General features: G+C 69.4%; 17 protein-coding genes. 5 read left to right on the top strand and 12 right to left on the bottom strand.

Features of this window, described 5'->3' with window-relative positions; all coding sequences use genetic code 11:
- Window position 1: 1 nt before the first annotated feature.
- The 9 genes from B043_RS0101740 to B043_RS0101700 all read right to left on the bottom strand — a co-directional run bounded on the left by B043_RS0101740 (window position 2) and on the right by B043_RS0101700 (window position 10,566).
- Window positions 2–811: a menaquinone biosynthesis family protein gene (locus tag B043_RS0101740; protein WP_018460728.1), complete on the bottom strand. Its 810-nt coding sequence runs from the start codon at window positions 809–811 to the stop codon at window positions 2–4.
- 4 nt (window positions 812–815) lie between these two features.
- Complete coding sequence (locus tag B043_RS0101735) at window positions 816–3,584, bottom strand: tetratricopeptide repeat protein (protein WP_018460727.1); 2,769 nt, start codon at window positions 3,582–3,584, stop codon at window positions 816–818.
- A 61-nt stretch (window positions 3,585–3,645) separates the two neighbouring features.
- Entirely contained in the window at window positions 3,646–4,668 is a 1,023-nt protein-coding gene (locus B043_RS0101730; protein ID WP_016328887.1) for a 1,9-bis(guanidino)-5-aza-nonane synthase, read from the bottom strand.
- 57 nt (window positions 4,669–4,725) lie between these two features.
- Entirely contained in the window at window positions 4,726–4,947 is a 222-nt protein-coding gene (locus B043_RS0101725; protein ID WP_016328886.1) for a hypothetical protein, read from the bottom strand.
- Window positions 4,947–5,834 carry a 2-hydroxyacid dehydrogenase gene (locus tag B043_RS0101720; RefSeq protein WP_018460726.1) on the bottom strand — a complete coding sequence of 296 codons (888 nt, stop codon included), beginning with the start codon at window positions 5,832–5,834 and terminating at the stop codon, window positions 4,947–4,949. Before B043_RS0101720 ends, B043_RS0101725 begins: the two co-directional genes overlap by 1 nt.
- The gene (locus B043_RS0101715; protein WP_018460725.1) at window positions 5,809–6,339 is read right to left on the bottom strand and encodes a GNAT family N-acetyltransferase; all 531 of its coding nucleotides are present in this window, start codon (window positions 6,337–6,339) and stop codon (window positions 5,809–5,811) included. Before B043_RS0101715 ends, B043_RS0101720 begins: the two co-directional genes overlap by 26 nt.
- Window positions 6,340–6,342: 3 nt before the next feature.
- Entirely contained in the window at window positions 6,343–7,617 is a 1,275-nt protein-coding gene (locus B043_RS0101710; RefSeq protein ID WP_018460724.1) for a Glu/Leu/Phe/Val family dehydrogenase, read from the bottom strand.
- A gap of 13 nt (window positions 7,618–7,630) precedes the next feature.
- The gene (locus B043_RS0101705) at window positions 7,631–8,890 is read right to left on the bottom strand and encodes a Glu/Leu/Phe/Val family dehydrogenase (protein WP_016328882.1); all 1,260 of its coding nucleotides are present in this window, start codon (window positions 8,888–8,890) and stop codon (window positions 7,631–7,633) included.
- An 83-nt stretch (window positions 8,891–8,973) separates the two neighbouring features.
- Window positions 8,974–10,566 carry an aldehyde dehydrogenase family protein gene (locus tag B043_RS0101700; RefSeq protein ID WP_018460723.1) on the bottom strand — a complete coding sequence of 531 codons (1,593 nt, stop codon included), beginning with the start codon at window positions 10,564–10,566 and terminating at the stop codon, window positions 8,974–8,976.
- Between the two features lie 42 nt (window positions 10,567–10,608).
- Between B043_RS0101700 and B043_RS0101695 the strand changes: the two genes are divergently transcribed.
- The 4 genes from B043_RS0101695 to B043_RS0101680 all read left to right on the top strand — a co-directional run bounded on the left by B043_RS0101695 (window position 10,609) and on the right by B043_RS0101680 (window position 13,766).
- Complete coding sequence (locus B043_RS0101695; protein ID WP_018460722.1) at window positions 10,609–11,445, top strand: DMT family transporter; 837 nt, start codon at window positions 10,609–10,611, stop codon at window positions 11,443–11,445.
- Between the two features lie 10 nt (window positions 11,446–11,455).
- Window positions 11,456–11,836 (top strand): GatB/YqeY domain-containing protein, encoded by a 381-nt coding sequence (locus B043_RS0101690; RefSeq protein WP_016328879.1) that lies wholly within the window; start codon window positions 11,456–11,458, stop codon window positions 11,834–11,836.
- Complete coding sequence (locus B043_RS0101685; protein ID WP_018460721.1) at window positions 11,833–12,381, top strand: NUDIX domain-containing protein; 549 nt, start codon at window positions 11,833–11,835, stop codon at window positions 12,379–12,381. Before B043_RS0101690 ends, B043_RS0101685 begins: the two co-directional genes overlap by 4 nt.
- An 86-nt stretch (window positions 12,382–12,467) precedes the next feature.
- Window positions 12,468–13,766 carry an acetyl ornithine aminotransferase family protein gene (locus tag B043_RS0101680; protein ID WP_026234079.1) on the top strand — a complete coding sequence of 433 codons (1,299 nt, stop codon included), beginning with the start codon at window positions 12,468–12,470 and terminating at the stop codon, window positions 13,764–13,766.
- Between the two features lie 131 nt (window positions 13,767–13,897).
- Here B043_RS0101680 and B043_RS0101670 read toward each other — a convergent pair whose 3' ends face one another.
- Entirely contained in the window at window positions 13,898–14,383 is a 486-nt protein-coding gene (locus B043_RS0101670; RefSeq protein WP_018460718.1) for an adenosine diphosphatase, read from the bottom strand.
- Between the two features lie 48 nt (window positions 14,384–14,431).
- On the opposite strand from B043_RS0101670, the gene B043_RS0101665 reads away from it, so the two are divergent.
- The gene (locus B043_RS0101665; RefSeq protein ID WP_018460717.1) at window positions 14,432–15,574 is read left to right on the top strand and encodes a CofH family radical SAM protein; all 1,143 of its coding nucleotides are present in this window, start codon (window positions 14,432–14,434) and stop codon (window positions 15,572–15,574) included.
- Here B043_RS0101665 and trpA read toward each other — a convergent pair.
- Window positions 15,571–16,350 carry a tryptophan synthase subunit alpha gene (gene trpA / locus B043_RS0101660; RefSeq protein WP_016328874.1) on the bottom strand — a complete coding sequence of 260 codons (780 nt, stop codon included), beginning with the start codon at window positions 16,348–16,350 and terminating at the stop codon, window positions 15,571–15,573. The two genes, B043_RS0101665 and trpA, sit on opposite strands and share 4 nt — an antisense overlap.
- Window positions 16,347–17,564, bottom strand: coding sequence for a tryptophan synthase subunit beta (gene trpB / locus B043_RS0101655; RefSeq protein WP_018460716.1), 1,218 nt, complete (start codon window positions 17,562–17,564; stop codon window positions 16,347–16,349). Before trpB ends, trpA begins: the two co-directional genes overlap by 4 nt.
- Window positions 17,565–17,575: the final 11 nt, after the last annotated feature.

The raw sequence follows: 17,575 nt of genomic DNA, 5'->3' as shown, positions 1-17,575 counted from the left end.
TCTATAGGAAAGGGGGGTGGGGGGAGGGCGGGAGGAGGCCCCGGGCCTCCGCCTCCTGGAAGAAGCGCCGCACCGCCTCCTCCCCTTCCGCCCCCACGTCCAGGCTGAAGGGGTTCACATAGGTATGCACATGGGCCCAGATGACCTCCTCGGAAAGCTCCTGGGCGTGGGCCTTGAGGTACGGGAGGACCTCCTCCGGGTGGGCCCAGGCGTACTCCAGGCTGGCCCTTACCGCAAGGTCCAGGGCCCGGATGAGGTCCTCCCCCAGGTCCCGCCGGGCCAGGATGGCCCCCAAGGGGAGGGGAAGGCCCGTCTCCCCTTCCCACCACTCCCCTAGGTCCACCACCTTGGCGAGGCCGTACTGGGGGTAGGTGAAGCGGCTTTCGTGGATGATGAGCCCCGCCTCCACCGCTCCCTCCGCCACCAGGGGCAGGATCCGGTCGTAGCGCACCTCCACCGGCTCAAACCCCTCCCCGTAAAGGGAAAGGAGGAGGAAGGCGGTGGTGTTCCGCCCGGGGATGGCCACACGGGCCCCCTTTAGGCTCCGAAGGGGCCCCCTGGCCACCACTAGAGGCCCCACCCCCCGGCCCAAGGCCCCCCCGCTCCGTAGGGCCACGTACCGGTCCCGCACCCGGCCGAAGGCCGCGTAGGAGAGCTTAGTAAGGGGAAGCCGCCCTTCCAGGGCCCAGCGGTTTAGGGTTTCCACGTCCTCCAAGACGGGCTCCACGGGGACGGGGCTTGGCACCAGGCCGTGCACCAGGGCGTAGAAGATGAAGGTGTCGTTGGGGCAGGGAGAAAAACCGAACTCCATGCCCCTACTGTACCCCCTTGAGGGCCCGCTTGAAGACCTCGGGGGCGAAGTCCTTGAGGGCCCTTAAGAACCCCGTCACCCCGCGGGCCCGCCCGGGGATGATGTAGACCGGCACCCCCAAGGCCTCCGCCTGGGCCCGCACCGGCTCGGAAAGGTCGTGCCCCACGTAGCTGGAGACGATCATGAGGCCGTGGGCCTTCTCCAGGCGGGTCTGGATGCGCCTCAAGGACTCCCGCCCCACGCCCACGCTGTCCGCGTCAAACCAGTCCACCCTTAGCCCCCGCTCCTCCAGGAAGGGGAGGAGGCGGCTGCGGAGCTGGGTGTGCCCCCCCACCACCAAAAGGTGCTCCCCGTGGAAGCGGGGGAGGTCCTCCTCCAGAAGCTCCCTGGGGGCCTCGGGCAGGGGGCGGGCCTCCTCCCCCAAGGCCTTTAGGCCCTCCCGCACCGCCTTTAGCTCCTCCAGGTAGAGGGCCAGGCTCTCGTCCTGGGGCCTCAGGAAGAGGAGGTTTTTCAGGATCTCCCGGGCCAGGTCCAGGTCCTTTTCCCGGTAGAAGGCCACCTCCAGGGCCTTCTGCCAGGCCTCCGCCGCCTTGGCCCAGGCCCCCTTGCGCTCGTAGAGCTCCGCCAGGTCAAAGAGGACCTCCAGGGCCTGGGGGCGGCTTTGCAGCTCGGAAAGGAGCAGGGCCTCCGCCTCGCCAAGCCGCCCCGCCCCGTAGAGGGCCGCCAGGTACTGGCCCCGCACCGCCTCGGCCTCGAGGCTCTCCCGGAAGGAGCGGGAAAGCCGGTAGGCCAGGGCGAGGAGCTCCAAGGGGGGGTGGGGGGTCTTGGCCAGGGCCCCGTAGAGGACGCTGAAGGCGGCCCAGGGGCCCTCCAGCCGTTCCAGGAGCGTTAAAAGCCCCAAGAGGTCCTCCTCCTCCACCGCCCCAAGCCCCGCGTCCCGGGCCCGGGAGAGGAGCTCCCGGGCCAGCACCTCCTCCCCCCCCTCCAGGGCCTCCTGGGCCAGGCGGAAGAGGAAGGGGGCGGGGTAGGCCCTTAGGGCGTGGGCCCGCTTGTGGTCCCCCAAGACCTCCTTGAGGGGGCGCCTCAGGGCCCTTTTCACCTGGGCCAGGTGGTGGTAGGCCAGGCCCGCCACCTCCCCTTCCCCCCGGCCCGCCGCCTTTTCCAGGAGGTAAAGGGCCTCCCGGTAGCGCCCCTCCCTTTCCCGGAGCATCCCCAGGAGGAGGAGGGCCTCCGGGGTTTCGGCGCGGGCCAGGGCTTCGGTGAGGTAGGGCTCCACCCCCTTAAGGTCCTCCTGGCCCCGAAGCTCCAGGGGGCTCCGGACCCTAAGGGCGGAAAGGGCCAGGCCCAAGAAACCCTCGGGCTCGTCCAGGTCGGCCAGGCGGCGGGCGTAGCGCTCCGCCCGGGCGAAAAGCCCCTGAAGGAGGGCCGCCCTAAGCCCAAGCCGGAGGATCTCCCGGGTGAGGAGCCTAGGGGAGAGGTCCTCCACGAACTCCGCCCGGCGGCTCACCTCGCTCCACTCCCCTTCCCGGGCGAAGCGGCGCATGCGCTCGGCGATGCGCTCCAGGGTGTCTTGGATGTAGAGCTCCGCCTCGGGGAGGCCCGACTCCACGAACTGCCGGAGGGCGTCCGCGTAGCGCCCCAGGCCCAGGTAGGCCCGGCCCAAATAGAGCCGGTACCGCCCCCCGCGCACGGCCAGGCCCTCGAGGCGCGGCAGGGCCCGCTGGTAGTCCCCAAGCTCCACCAGGGCCAAGGCCCTGTAGTCCTCCGCCTCCTCGGAAAGGGCCTCGCGGAAGGCCTCCTCCGCCTCGGCAAAGCGGGAGAGGGCGAAGAGGGCCCGGCCCCTCAGGTACGCCGCTTCCCGGGCCCCCGGCGGGGTCTCCTCGGGGAGAAGGGCCAGGACCTCCGCGTACCGCCCGGCCTCCAGAAGGGCCCGGGCCTCCTCCAAGGGGTAACCCCCGGAGGCCAGGACGGGCACCCGCTCCTCCTGGGCCTCCTCCCGCGCCGCCTCCGCCCTTTCCAGGGCCAGGGTCTCGGGCCTGCGGGCGAGCACCAGGACGTACTCCCCCTCCCCCACCCGCTCCACCCCGTAAAAGCCCAGGCGCCTAAGGCCCTCCTCCACCCCCTCGGGGCACTTGCCCAGGAAAGGCCCGTGGCCGTAGACGAGAAGCCCCCCCGGGCGGAGGAGGCGGGCCAGGGCGGCGATGCGGGGGAAGAACTGGAAGCGGTCCCAAAACTCCTCCGGCTCCAGCCGGCCCTCCACCTCCCCCAGGTACCCCTCGGGGAAGACGGAGAGGAGCAGGAGGGTGTCAAAGGGGGGAAGCTCCGCCTCCTCCCCCCAGCCCAGGTGCCAGACCACCCCGGGCACCCGCTCCTGCCCCAGGCGGTAGGCCTCCTCCACCCCCTCCAAGGCGTGCCAGGAGAGGTCGGGCCGTTTGCTCTGGAGGTAGCCCACCAAAGCCCCCGTGAAGGGCCCCACCTCCAGCACCCGCCCCTCCACCCTTTCCGGCACCGCCTCCGCGTAGAACTCCATAAAAGGAAGGTGCATCCCGTACACCAGGGCCTCCCCCCGGGGCACCTTTAGGACCTCGCGGTAAAAACTTCGCACCGCCTCCTTCCCCCCGCCCCCCAGGTAGGCCCGCCAGGCCCGGAGGAGGGGGGCCCGCTTGGCCGGGCTTCCCACCCGCTTGGCGAGCTCCGCTTCAAACCGCCCGGGGGAAAGGGGACCCTGGACGGAAAAACGCTCCCTAAGATACGCGCGCAGCTCCTCGGGCATTTGCCGAAGAGTCTAGCAAACCCCCCGGGGGGACCGCCACCCCCCGGGGGGAAAGCCGGGCTTAGGCGGGGACCTCTACGGAGAAGAGGTCGGCGTAGCGCCGCTTGGCCCGCGCGGGGGCCCGGTGGTAGACGTAGGAGGCGAGGAGGGGGAAGGCCAGGGTGGCCTCGGCGAAGACCATCTGGGAAAGGGCCGCGTCCACCTTGCCCCAGCTTTGGGCCTCGGAGAGGGTGGAGCCCGAAAGCCCCCCGTCCCGCTCGTCGGCCACGGTGATCTGGATAGCGTACTTGTGCATCTCCACCTCGTGGCCGAGGACCTCCGCCGCCACCACGATGTCCTGGGCGAAGTTCTTGGGCACCCCGCCCCCCAGCATGACCAGGCCCGTGGTGCCGGCCTTGAGCTTGATCTCCGTGAGCTCCCGGAAGTCGGCCACGGAGTCTATGGTCACGTGGGCCTTGGGGTTTTTCACCTGGTGGTAGACCAGGCCGAAGCCCGCGGAGGAGTCGGAGAAGGCGGGGACGAAGATGGGGACCCCCTCCTCGTAGGCGGCCCGCACGATGCTCTTCTCCCCCAGGCCCCGCTCGGCCAGATACCGGCCCATGTGCCAGATGAACTCCCGGCTGGAGTAGGGGCGGGGCGGGAGGCTGTCCGCGATCTCGGCGATGGTGTAGTCCGTGTGCCGGAGCTCGGCCTCGTCAATGTAGGTGTCGTAGATGCGGTCAATCCAGAGCCGCCTTAGGGTCTCGTCGTCGGCCTTGGGGTCCCCCTGGTAGTGGCGGTGGCCCAGGGCCTCAAAGAAGTCCTGGTCCACGATGTTGGCCCCCGTGGCCACGATGGCGTCCACCAGCCCTTTGCGGATGAGGTCGTGGACGATGAGGCCCTGCCCGGCCGAGACCAGGCTCCCCGCCAGGGTGAGGATCACCGCGCAGTCGTCCTGGAGCATCTTCAGGTAGATCTCCGCCGCGCGGTGGAGGTTCCTGGCCTGGAAGGCCGTCTTGCCCATGGCCTCGAGGATGGGCCCGGCGTCGAAGGCCTTGATGTCAATGGGCTCCACGGGCGTAGAGAGGAGGGTTTTCTTATCCATCTTCGCTCCTTTCTACGCGGGGTGGGCGTCCGGCTCCCCCCTTGTGCGCCGCCTGCCTCAGGGCAGGAAGAAAAGTATACCACCCCCCGCCACCGGAGGGTAGACCTCGAGGGGGCCCTCCACCTCCTCTTCCGGCTCCACCGGCCTATCCCCCACCGCCAAAAGCCAAACCTCCTCCAGGGGGATGCCGAGCTTCCTTAGGGCCTCCAGGGGGGTTCTGGCCTCCACCTCCAGCCGCTCCCCAAAGCGCCTCAGGTCCCCGTGGAGGATCACCACCATCAGTACCCCTCCTGCACCACGTTAAGAAGGGGCTCCCCCCGGAGGTAGCGCCCCACCTGCTCCGCCAAAAACCGGGCCGCCCGGCGGGTGAAGCCCTCGGAAAGCCCGGCCACGTGGGGGGTGAGGAGCTGGGCCCTGGCCCACAGGGGGTGGCCCTCGGGGAGGGGCTCGGGGTCCGTCACGTCCAAAGCCGCCCGCACCCGGCCCGCCTCCAGGGCCTTAAGGAGGGCCTCGGTGTCCACCAGGCCGCCCCGGCCCGCGTTCACCAGGAGGGCCCCCGGCTTCATCCGCTCCAGGAAGGCCTGGTCCACTGCTTTCTGGGTCTCGGGGGTGAGGGGGAGGAGGAGGACCACCGCGTCCGCCTGGGGAAGGAGGTGGGGGAGGTCCTTGGGGGTGTAGACCCCGGGCCGGGCGTGCTTGGCCACGGGGAGGACCTCCACCCCGAAGGGCCTAAGCCTGGCCTCCACCGCCCGGCCGATGGAACCGTAGCCCAGGAGGAGGACGGTCTTGCCCTCGAGGTCCTCAAGCCGCTTCGGGGCCCAGCGCCCTTCCTTCTTTGCCTCCAGGAAGCCCGGCAGGTCCTTGAGGAGGGCCAGGAGGGCCATGACCACCCACTCCGCCACCGGGGCGTCGTGGATCCCCGAACCGTCGCAGAGGGTCACCCCCGGCGGGAGAAGGGGCAGGATCCAGTCCACCCCCGCGGAGAGGGTCTGGACCACCCGCACCTCCACCTCCGCAAACACCTTCCGCACCACCTCTTCCTGGCCGAAGGGGGGGATGAAGAGGTCCGCTCCCTTAGGCCAGGGCTCGTCCAGGAAGCGCACCTCCACCCCCTCGGGGAGGAGGGCGAAGACCTCTTCCCTAAGCCTGGGGGCTAAAATCCTCACGCCTTACCTCCATGTGCACGTCCCGCTGGCCCCGGGGCCCGGGGCTTTCCCCCACCTCCCGGAAGCCGGCCTTCAGGAAGGCCCGGCGGGCGCGGAGGTTGTGGGCAAAGGTGCGGAGGCGCACCCGCTTAAGCCCCAAGGGGCCGAAGGCGTAGGCCAAAGCCGCCCGCACCGCCTCCGTGCCGTAGCCCTGGCCCCAGCGCTCCCGCTTGAGGAGGATGCCCAGGGTGGCCTCCTCCGGGGTGAGGTTGTAGAGCTCCAGGGTGCCCACATAGGCCCCTTCCTCGTCCAGGATGACGAAGGCCAGGCGGTCCTTGCGGCGGTTCTCCGCCAATACAAAGCGCTTGAAGAGCCAAAAGGGGGTCTTTAGGGGGCTCGCCCCGTTCCACTCCGCCACCTCGGGGTCGCGAAAGGTGTCGTAAAGGCCCCGCCACTCCTCCTCGGAAAGCCCCTCGGCCATGGGCTTCAGGGTCACGCGGCCAAAGCGGGGCCAGTCCGGGCGCATGGGCTAGGGGTAAAGCCCCCGAAGGGCCCGGGCCTCCAGGACCCGGGTGGCGGCCACCACGTAGGCGGCGGTGCGCAAGGGGATCCGCTTCTCCTCCGCCACCTGCCACACCGCCTCAAAGGCGTTCCGCAGGACCTTCTCCAGGCGGGCGTTGATCTCCTCCTCGGACCAGAAGTAGGAGTTGAAGTCCTGCACCCACTCAAAGTAGCTCACCGTGACCCCGCCCGCGTTGGCGATGACATCCGGCACCACCAAAACGCCCTTTTCCTGCAGGATGTCGTCCGCGGCGGGGGTGGTGGGGCCGTTGGCCCCCTCGGCAATGATCCTGGCCTGGATGCGCCAGGCGTTGTGCTCGGTGATCTGGGCCTCGAGGGCCGCGGGGATGAGGAACTCCACGGGCAGGGCCCAGAACTCGGGGTTCGGCAGGGGCTCGGCCTTGGGGTAGCCCCGCACCCCCCCGGTCTCGGCCACGTGGCGGAGGAGGTCGTAGGGGTCTATCCCCTCCTCGCGGTAGACCGTGCCCGTGGCGTCCTGGACGGCCACCACCTTGGCCCCGTGGTCGTGGAAGATGCGGGCCGCGGCGTTCCCCACGTTGCCGAAGCCCTGGATGGCCACCCGGCTCCCCTCAATGGGGAGGCCGATCTTGGCCGCGGCCGCGGCGGCGGTGACGAAGACCCCCCGCCCGGTGGCGTCCCTCCGGCCCAGAGAGCCCCCTAGGGCGATGGGCTTCCCCGTGACCACCCCGGGCACGGTGCGGCCCACGTTCATGGAGAAGGTGTCCATCATCCAGGCCATCTCCCGCTCCCCGGTGTTCACGTCGGGGGCGGGGATGTCCCGGTCCGGGCCCAGGAGGATGCCCACTTCCGAGGTGTAGCGGCGGGTTAAGCGCTCAAGCTCCCTCACGGAAAGCTTCTTGGGGTCCACCCGGATCCCCCCCTTACCCCCCCCGTAGGGCAGGCCCACCGCGGCGTTTTTGATGGTCATCCAGGCGGCCAGGGCCATGACCTCGGAGAGGGTGACCTGGGGGTGGTAGCGCACCCCCCCCTTGGCCGGGCCGCGGGCGGTGTTGTGGTGGACCCGGTAGCCCTCAAAGTAGGCCACGGTGCCGTCGTCCAGGTGGATGGGCACGTCCACCACCAGGATGCGCTTGGGCCGCTTGAGGCTTTCCGCCAAGGGGGCAAGCCGCCCCAGGTAGGGGACCACCCGGTCCACCTGCTCCGTGAAGATGCGCCAAGGTCCGTCGTCCTTACCCAAGTAGGAAAGCGGTTCGCTCTTCATAGCTTAGGTCCTTTTAAGGGTAAACCCCCCGAAGCCTGGTGGCCTCGTCCAAACGCTTGAGGGCCAGGCAGAGCGCGGCCATGCGCAGGTCCAGGCCCCTCCCTTCCGCCTCGGAAAGCACCTCCCCCACCGTGGCCTCCACCTTGCGGGCGAAGTGCGCCTCCACCTCTTCCCGGGTCCAGAAGAACATGTTGAGGTCCTGGACCCACTCCAAATAGCTCGCCAGAAGCCCCCCGCCCCCCGTGAGGAGGTCGGGGACCACCAGCACCCCCCGCCCCAGGAGGTGGGCCTCGGCCTCCAGGGTGAGGCCGAAGTTGGCGGCCTCGAGGACCGCCTTGGCCCGCACCGCCCGCGCCCCCTCCCCGTCCAGCGCCCCCTCGTGGGCCGCCAGGACCAGGTAGTCCACGGGGAGGGCGAAGAGCTCCTCCGGGGGAAGGTCGTACTGGGGTAGGTCCCCCGTGGCCTCGTAGTGGGCGAGAACCTCCCTCACGGGAAGGCCCTCCTCCCGGTACATGGCCCCCCGCCCGGTGGAGACGGCCACCACCTTAAGGCCCAGCGCCTCCGCCTTCAGGGCGAAGCCCGCCCCCACCTGGCCGAAGCCCTGGAGGGCCACCCGGGCCCCCCGTAGGGGCAGGCCCCTCCGCTCGGCCACCTCCTTGAGCACCAGGGCCACCCCAAACCCCGCGGCCTCGTCCCGCCCCTCAGAGCCCCCCAGGGCGTGGGGCTTGCCCGTGACCACCCCGGGCACGGTGGAGCCCACGGTCATGGAGTAGGTGTCCATGATCCAGGCCATGACCTTTTGGTCCGTGCCCAGGTCCGGCCCCAGGATGTCCACGTCCGGGCCGATGAGGCCGATGAGCTCCGCGGTGTAGCGGCGGGTCAGACGCTCAAGTTCCCGCCCGGAGAGGGCCTTGGGGTCCACGGCCACGCCCCCCGCGGCCCCCCCGAAGGGGAGGTCCCACACCGCGGCCTTGAAGGTCATCCAGGCGGCCAGGCCCGCGGTCTGGCCCAGGGTCACGCGGGGGTGGTAGCGCACCCCCCCCTTGGCGGGCCCCCGGGCGATGTCGTGCACCACCCTAAAGCCCTGGAAAAAGCGCACCTTCCCGTCGTCCATCACCACGGGCAGGGAAACGGTGACGAGCCTCTTGGGGTGGGCCAGGTACTCGAGGGTGGTGGGGTGCACCTGCCCTACCTTGAGGGCCCGCTCCAGCCACTCCAAATACACGTCCCAAAGCCCCGGGTCCTCCGGGGGCCGGTAGGCGGGGATTCCCATAGCATCACCGCTAAGGATTATACGCCCCCCAAAGGGGACCCCTGTCCTTGGGGCGACGAGGGGTCCCCTGCCGCGAGGACTCCTTAAAACCCCAGCACCTCCCCCCAGGGGGTGGGGGCCTTGGGGCTGATGTAGCCGGTGTCCATCTGCGCAAGCTGCAGCCGGCCCGAGTACTCCTCGTTCACCGCGTGCCAGTAGGTGTACTCCTCTATGACCCAGATCCCCGACTCCCGGGCCCCGTTGCCGCTGGCCTTCACCCCGCCGAAGGGCAGGTGGGCCTCCGCCCCCACGGTGGTGTTGTTGATGCTGGTCATCCCCGCCCGGATGCCCACCTTGAAGAGGTAGGCCCAGTGGCGGTGGTTGGTGTAGATGGCGCTGGAAAGGCCGTAGGGGGTGCTGTTGGCCACCCGGATGGCCTCCTCAATCCCGTCCACCTTCACCAGGTTGATGGTGGGGCCGAAGATCTCCTCCTCAAACTGGCGCATCCCCGGCCGGGCCTCCCAGACCGTGGGCCAGCCAAAAAGCCCCGCCTCGGGGTCCCCCAGGAAATGGGGGTAGGGGTTCTCCCGGGTGATCCGCCCCCGGCCATAGAGGAGGACCGCCCCCTCCTTCTCCCCCCAGGCGTAGTGCTCCAGCCAGCGCTCAAAAAGCCTTTCGTTGATGAAGGGGCCGTAGGTCACCTCGGGGTGGAGGAGGGGGTTGCCCACCCAGGTGGCCTCCACCCTCTCCAGGAAGCGTCTTTTGAACTCCTCGTAGATGGGGGCGTCCACCAGGATGTTCCCCGCGGAGGTGCACCGCTGGCCCCCGGTGGCGAAGGCGCTCCACCAGGCCCCCTCCACCGCCAGGTCCAGATCGGCGTCCCGCATGACCACCAGGGGGTTCTTTCCGCCGAGCTCGAGGGTGGGCCTTATGAGGTTCCGCCCCGCCACCTCCCCGATCCAGCGCCCCACCTTGGTGCTCCCGGTGAAGGCGAACTTCTGGAAAAGCCCCTCGTCCATGAGCTCCACCAGCCACTGGCCCGTGGAGTCCTTCCCGCCGCCAAAGACCAGGTTGATGACCCCAGGGGGCAGGCCCGCCTCCTCAAAGAGCTTCACGAAGAGGTAGGAGAGGGTGGGGGAGTCGTCGGAGGGCTTCCAGACCACCGCGTTCCCGGTGAGGACCGCAGGGATGAGCTTCCAGCTGGGTACGGCGATGGGGAAGTTGCCCGCGGTGATCATCCCCACCACCCCGAGGGGCCTGCGGAAGGTGAAGAGCTCCTTGTCCCGCATCTCGCTGGGCACGGTCTGGCCGTAGAGCCTCCGCCCTTCCGAGGCGAAGAAGACCGCGGTGTCTATGGCCTCCTGCACGTCCCCCGCGGCCTCCTTGGGGGTCTTCCCCACCTCCCGCACCATGAGCCGGGTGAGGGTGGGCTTTTCCCGCTCCAGGATCTTGGCCAGGTTGAAGAGGACCTGGCCCCGGATGGGGGCCGGGGTGCGGGACCAGGCCTCAAAGGCCTCCCGCGCCGCCAGGGCGGCCCGCCTCAGGGTGTCCTTGGTGCCTTCGGGGAAGCGGGCGATGAGGTCTTCCCGGTCCGAAGGGTTTCTCCGCTCCAGGACCTGCCCCTCAAAGACCTCCTCCCCGGCGATGAGGTGCCCGAACTCCAGGGCGTTGCCGTACTTGCTGGGAAAAGCTTGCATGACTGACCTCCGGAAAGAATTCTACCCCGGTATAGTCGGGGCATGCCCCCCCACCGGGACCCCTTGGTCTACCTCCCTCCCCTCCTCTGGGCCCTGAACGTGGTGGCCTCGAGGGCCGCCATGCGGGAGATCCCCCCGGAGTGGGGGTCTTTCCTGCGCTTCGCCCTGGCGGTGGTCCTCTTCCTCCCCCTCCTCCGGCGCCTGCCCCCCTTGAGGCCCTGGGGGGAGACCCTGTTCCTCGCGGTGAGCGGGGTGGCCCTTTTCAACCTGGTCTTCTTCTCCGGGGCCCGGCTGGCCCCGGCCTCGGACATGGCCGCGGTGGCCGCGGTCTACCCCCTGGCCACCGCCTTGGCCTACAGCCTCTTCTTCCGAAAACCCTTAAAACGGCCCGTCCTCCTGGGCCTCCTCCTTTCGGGAAGCGGGGTGGTCCTGCTGGCCCTGGGGCACGGGGTCCAGGGAGGGGCCCCAGGCCGGCTCCTGGGGGACTTCCTCCTGGTGGGGGCCGCCCTCCTCTGGGGGGTTTACAGCGTGGGGGTTACCCTGGCCGTCCAGAGGCGGACCCCCCTGGAGGTCACCGCGGCCAGCATGCTCCTAGGAAGCCTCCTTCTCTTACCCGCGGCCCTCCTCACCCCCTTCCCCCAGGCCTCCCCTTCCGCCTGGGGGGCCCTCCTCTACACCGCCCTCGGGGGCGCCTTCCTGGCCTTCACCCTCTGGGCCAGGGTGCTGGGGCGCTACCCCGCAAGCCAGGTGGCCCCCCTCCTGAACCTCACCCCGGCCCTGGCCTTCTCCCTTCTCCTGGGGGAGGCCCCTGGGGCCTGGGACCTCCCGGGCCTCCTCTTGGTGGCCCTGGGCGTCTACCTCTCGGGCCGCAAGGGGTAGACTGAAGGGGATGATCTACGAGGCCATCAAGGAGGCCATCAAGGAGGCCATGAAGGCCCGGGACCAGAAGACCCTGGACTTCGCCCGGGTGGTGAAGGCGGAGCTGGACCGGAAAGGGGACGGCAAGCCCCTCCCCGACGAGGAGGCGGTGAAGGTCCTAAAGGCCCTCAAGGAGATCGCCCTGGAGCAGGGGAACGCCTTTGAGGTGGAGTTCTTGGACCGCTTCCTCCCCAAGGAGATGACGGAGGAGGAGATCGAGGCCTGGATCCGGGAAAACCTGGACCTTTCCCAGTTCAAAAACCCCCTGGCGGCCATCGGGGTGGTGACCAAGGCCCTAGGCCCCAAGGCCCCCGGGGACAAGGTGCGGCGGGTCATAGAGAAGATGCGATGAGCCCCTGGGAGCGCCTGGAACTGGAAGAGCTCCTTTCCGAGCCCGTGCGGCTCGTCCGGGAGCGGGTTAGGACCCACACCGGGCGGGAGCTCACCTACATCTACCGCCCGGGGCCGGTGGCGGCGAGCTTCGTCCTGCCCGTCACCCCAAGGGGCACGGGGCTTTTCATCCGCCAGTACCGCCACCCCACGGGGAAGTTTCTCCTCGAGGTCCCCGCGGGGAAGGTGGACGCGGGGGAAAGCCCCGAGGAGGCCGCCCGCCGGGAGCTTCTGGAGGAGGTGGGGGCGGAGGCGGGGGGCCTTATCCCCCTTCCCCCCTTCCACCCCCAGCCCTCCTTCACCGCGGTGGTCTTCCACCCCTTTCTGGCCCTGGAGGCCCGGGTGGTGGCGGAGCCCAGGCTGGAGGACGGGGAGCTACTGGAGGTGGTGGAGCTTCCCCTAAAGGAGGCCTACGCCCTTCTGGAAGGGGGGGAGATCCAGGACGCCTCCACCGCCCTCACCCTCTTCTACGCCCGGCCCCACCTCTTAAAGCTGGATCTTCTTTAATAAAATCCAAAGCCCGGAATGAAACCGCGGGGCCTGCGCATAAAAATCCCCTGCAGGGAAGGTTCCCTTCCTGGTAGACTCCTCCCATGCGACCGGAAGTGAGAACACCCCTGCCGGGGCCCAAGGCCAAGGCCATGCTGGAGCGGGGGGAGAGGGTCCTCTCCCCCTCCTACGTCCGCCCTTACCCCTTCGTCCCCGCGCGGGGGGAAGGGGCCTTCCTGGAGGACGTGGACGGGAACGTCTTCCTGGACTTCATGGCGGGCATCGCGGTGAACACCACGGGCTACGCCCACCCCAAGGTGCTGGAGGCGGTGCGGGCCCAGGCGGAGCGCTTCGCCCACGTGTGCTTCTCCGACTTCACCCACGACCCCACCCTCACCCTGGCGGAGCGGCTTTCGGAAAAGCTCGGGGGGCGGTATAGGGTCTTCTTCGGCAACTCGGGGACGGAGGGGATAGAGGCGGCCATCAAGCTGGTGCGCCACCACACGGGCCGCCCCTACCTCCTGGCCTTCACCGGGGCCTTCCACGGGAGAAGCCTGGGGGCGCTTTCCCTCACCGCCAGCCAGTCCAAGTACCGCAAAGGGTTCGCCCCCCTCCTCCCCGGGGTGGTCCACCTCCCCTTCCCCAACCCCTTCCGCCCACCCCTAGGGGCCCGGCCGGAGGAGGTGGGGGAGGCGGTCCTCGCCCACCTGGAGCACCTCTTCCGCACCGTCTTACCCCCGGAGGAGGTGGCCGCGCTTTTCCTCGAGCCCATCCAGGGGGAAGGGGGGTACGTGGTGCCCCCTCCGGGCTTCATCCCCAAGCTGAAGGCCCTCCTGGAGCGGCACGGCATCCTCCTGGTGGCGGACGAGGTCCAGACGGGCGCGGGGCGCACGGGGCGGTTCTTCGCCCTGGAGCACGAGGGGGTGGAGGCGGACATTTACGTCCTGGCCAAGGGCCTGGCCTCGGGCTACCCCTTAAGCGCCGTCCTCTTCCGGGAGGAGCTCGGGAGCTGGCGCCCGGGGGCCCACGGCACCACCTTCGGGGGCCAGGCGGTCTCTGCGGCCGCGGCCCTCGCCACCCTGGACCTCCTGGAGGGGGGCCTTATGGAAAACGCCGCCCGGGTGGGGGCCTTCCTCCTAGGGGAGCTTAGGGCCCTGCAGGCCCGCTTTCCCTTCCTGGGGGACGTGCGGGGCCGGGGGCTCATGATCGGGCTGGACTTCGGAAGCCCAAAGGAGGAGCGGCCCGATCTCCGGGACAAGGCGGTGGAGCTCGCCTTCCATAAGGGGCTTCTCCTCCTCCCCGCGGGGCCCTCCGCGCTCCGCATCGCCCCGCCCCTGGTGCTCAAGGCGGAGGAGGCGGCCATGGGGCTGGAGATCCTCGAGGCCGTCTTCCGCGCCCTCTAAACGCCCCATCGGGGCTTTCACCCCAAAAGGCCAAGCGCCCCGGTGTTGAAAACCCCCACGGGACCCGTAGGAAAGGCGTGCTGGATGTTCTTTCTGGGGCCCCCACCGAAGCGCAAGCTTCGGTGGGGCACTTAGAGCTTATACCCAAAGCGCCTTAAGAGGTCCTTCCGCCAGGCCACCTCGGCCTCGTCCTCCACCCCTAAGGGCTTGAAGCCGTCCATGACCCCCAGGATGGCCCGCTGCTCCCCCTCCTCCGCCACCACCACCTTTAGGGGGTTGGCGGTGGCGGCGAAGATGCGCACCACCTCGGGGCAGGCCTTGACCGCGTGCAGGACGTTGATGGGGTAAAACCCCTCCCCCAGCACGATGAGGAAGGTGTGCCCCGCGGCCAGGTTCAGGAGGTTCCGCACCGCAAGCTCAGTAAGGGCCTCGTCCGTGCCCGAGCGGCGGATGAGGCGCTTGCCGCTGGCCTCGGAGAAGGCCAGGCCAAAGCGGATCCCCGGCACCGCGGTCACCAGGGCCTCGTGCAGGTCCTCCACGGTCTTGATGAAGTGGGCCTGCCCCAGGATGACGTTCAGGTTCTCCGGCTTCTCAATGGGAATCAGCTTAAGCTCCATGCCCCGATTTTACCGGAGGCCACCCTCCCCCCGGGAAAGGGGTGTAGCATGGGAGGCATGGACGTCCTGGAGAAGGCCGTGGCTGGGGAGAGGCTTTCCGAAGAGGAGGTGCTCCAGCTCTTCCACCTCCCCCTACCCGAGCTGGCCGCCGCCGCCCACGCGGTGCGCCTAAGGAAGACCGACCCCGGGGTGGTCACCTTCCTCATAGACCGCAACATCAACTACACCAACGTCTGCACCGTGGCCTGCGCCTTCTGCGCCTTCTACCGCACGAGAAGGCAGCAGGACGCCTACACCCTCACCTTTGAGGAGATCGCCCGGAAGGTGGAGGAGCTCTACCAGGTGGGGGGGCGGCGCATCCTCATGCAGGGGGGGGTGAACCCCGAACTCCCCCTGGACTGGTATTTGGACCTCCTCCGCTACCTCAAGGAGCGCTTCCCCGACCTGCGCATCGACGCCTTCAGCCCGGAGGAGATCCTGGGCTTGGAAAGGCTTACCGGCCTTAGGGCGGAGGCCCTTTTGGAAAAGCTCAAGGAGGCGGGCCTGGACGGCCTGCCCGGGGCGGGGGCGGAGATCCTGGTGGACGAGGTGCGGCTTAAAGCGGCCCCGGCCCGCATCCGCACCGCGGACTGGTACCGCATCATGGACGCCGCCCAGGCCCTGGGGCTCTACACCCTGGCCAGCATGGTCATCGGCTTCGGGGAGGGCCCGAGGGAGCGCACGGTCCACCTCCTGGGCCTCCGCGCCCAGCAGGACCGCGCCCTGGAACGCTACGGGAATGGCTTTTCCGCCTTCGCCCTTTGGACCCTCCAGGTGGAGCACACCCGCCTGAAGGGGAAGGCCCCCGGGGCCACGGCCCACGAGTACCTGAAGACCCTCAGCGTCGCCCGCCTCGCCCTGGACAACTTCGCCCACTTCCAGGCCTCCTGGCCCACCCTGGGCTTCAAGGTAGCCCAGGCCGCCCTTTTCTACGGGGCGGACGACTTCGGGAGCACCATGCTGGAGGAAAACGTGGTCTCCGCCGCCGGGGGGCACGGACGCACCCACGCCACGGTGAAGGAGATCGTCCGGCACATCGTGGACGCGGGCTTCCGCCCGGCGGAGCGGGACCCGCTGTACCGCATCCTCCGCTACCCCGACCCGGAGGCCATCCTAAGCGAGCCCGAACCGGTGGAGCTTCCCCTGGCCTAGACCGCCTCCCGGGCCTTAAGCCCCTCCCGGATCTCCCCCAACAAAGGGGCCAGGGGGCGCCCTTCCTCCAGGGCCCGCACCAGGGCGCTCCCCACCACCACCCCGTCGGCCACCGCGGCCTGGTGGGCGGTGGCCCGTCCCGAGACCCCAAACCCCACGGCCACGGGGAGGGGAGTCTGGGCCTTGATGCGGGCCACCAGGTCCTTCACCTCCTCGGGAAGGCGTTCCCGCGCCCCCGTGACCCCGGTGACGGAGACCGCGTAGACGAAGCCCGTGGCGTAGCGGACCACGGTGGCGATGCGCTGGTCGGTGGAGGTGGGGGCCAGGAGGAAGACCGTCTCCAGCCCGATCTCCTGGGCCAGCCGCACCAGGGCGGGGTCCTCGTCCGGGGGGAGGTCGGGGAGGATGAGCCCCGTGGCCCCCGCGGCCTTGAAGGCGCTGAAAAACCGCTCCGGCCCCCAGGCCAGGATGGGGTTCAGGTAGGTCATGAGGAAGAGGGGCTTTTCGGTGAGGGCCCGCACCTCCTTCAAGAGCTCCAGAACCCCCTGGACGCTCATCCCCTTCCTCAAGGCCACCTCGCTGGCCCTTTGGATCACGGGGCCGTCCCCTAGGGGGTCGGAGTAGGGCAGGCCGATCTCCAAGAGGTCCGCGTAGGGCAGGACCTCCCGCACCGCCTCCAAGAACCCCTCCCGGCTGGGGAAGCCCGCGGTGAGGTAGGGGATGAGGGCCGCCCGGCCCTCCGCCTTAGCCCTTTGGAACGCTTCCCCTGTGGTCATAGCTCTCCCCCCAAAAGGCGCATCACCTCGGTCACGTCCTTATCCCCCCGGCCGGAGAGGTTGATGACCACGATCTGATCCTTCTCCATCTCGGGCACCACCTTGGCCGCGTGGGCGATGGCGTGGGCCGACTCCAGGGCTGGGATGATGCCCTCGAGGCGCGCCAGGAGCTTAAAGCCCTCCAACGCCTCCTCGTCCGTGACGCTGGCGTACTCCACCAGGCCCTGGTCCGCGAAGTAGCTGTGCTCCGGTCCCACCCCCGGGTAGTCCAGCCCCGCGGAGACGGAGTGGGCGGGGGTGATCTGCCCGTCGTGGTCGTAGAGGAGGTACATGTAGCTCCCGTGGAGGACGCCCCGCTTCCCAGCCCCGATGCTGGCCGCGTGCCGCCCGCTGGAAAGGCCCTCCCCTCCGGCCTCCACCCCGATGAGCCTGGGCCTTTCCCCTTGGGGGAGGTAGGCGAAGGGGGCGAAGAGGCCGATGGCGTTGGACCCGCCCCCCACCGCGGCCATGAGGAGGTCCGGGTAGCGGCCGAAAAGCTCCTGGCTCTGCCGCTTCACCTCCTCGCCGATGACGCTCTGGAAGTCCCGGACCATCATGGGGTAGGGGTGGGGGCCCACCACGGAGCCCAGGATGTAGAAGGTGGTGCGCACGTTCGTAATCCAGTCCCGGATGGCCTCGTTGGTGGCGTCCTTCAGGGTGCGGCTGCCCGCGGCCACGGGCCGGACCTCGGCCCCTAAAAGCTTCATGCGGAAAACGTTCAGGGCCTGGCGGCGCACGTCCTCCTCGCCCATGTAGACCACGCACTCCAGGCCGAAGAGGGCGGCCACCGTGGCCACGGACACCCCGTGCTGGCCCGCCCCCGTTTCCGCGATGACCCGCCTCTTGCCCATGCGCTTGGCCAGGAGGGCCTGGCCCAGGGTGTTGTTGATCTTGTGGGCCCCGGTGTGGAGGAGGTCCTCCCGCTTCAGGTACACCTGGGCCCCACCCCAGTACTCCGAAAGGCGCTTGGCGTGAAAGAGGGGCGTGGGGCGGCCGGCGAAGGTCTTCAGGTAGTGGTCCAGCTCGGCCAGGAAGACGGGGTCCCGTTTGGCCTCGAGGTAAGCCTCCAAAAGCTCATCCAGGGCCGGGATGAGGGTCTCGGGGACATAGCGGCCCCCGTAGGGGCCAAAACGCCCCCGCGCATCGGGCAAGGGAAAATCCGGCAGGCTCCGCATATGGACTCCGA

The organism is Thermus oshimai DSM 12092, from assembly GCF_000373145.1.
In the GTDB taxonomy this organism is placed as follows: Bacteria; Deinococcota; Deinococci; order Deinococcales; family Thermaceae; genus Thermus; species Thermus oshimai.
The sequence above is the reverse complement of the archived record's forward strand: the minus strand, read 5'-3'. Positions and strand labels throughout refer to the sequence as shown.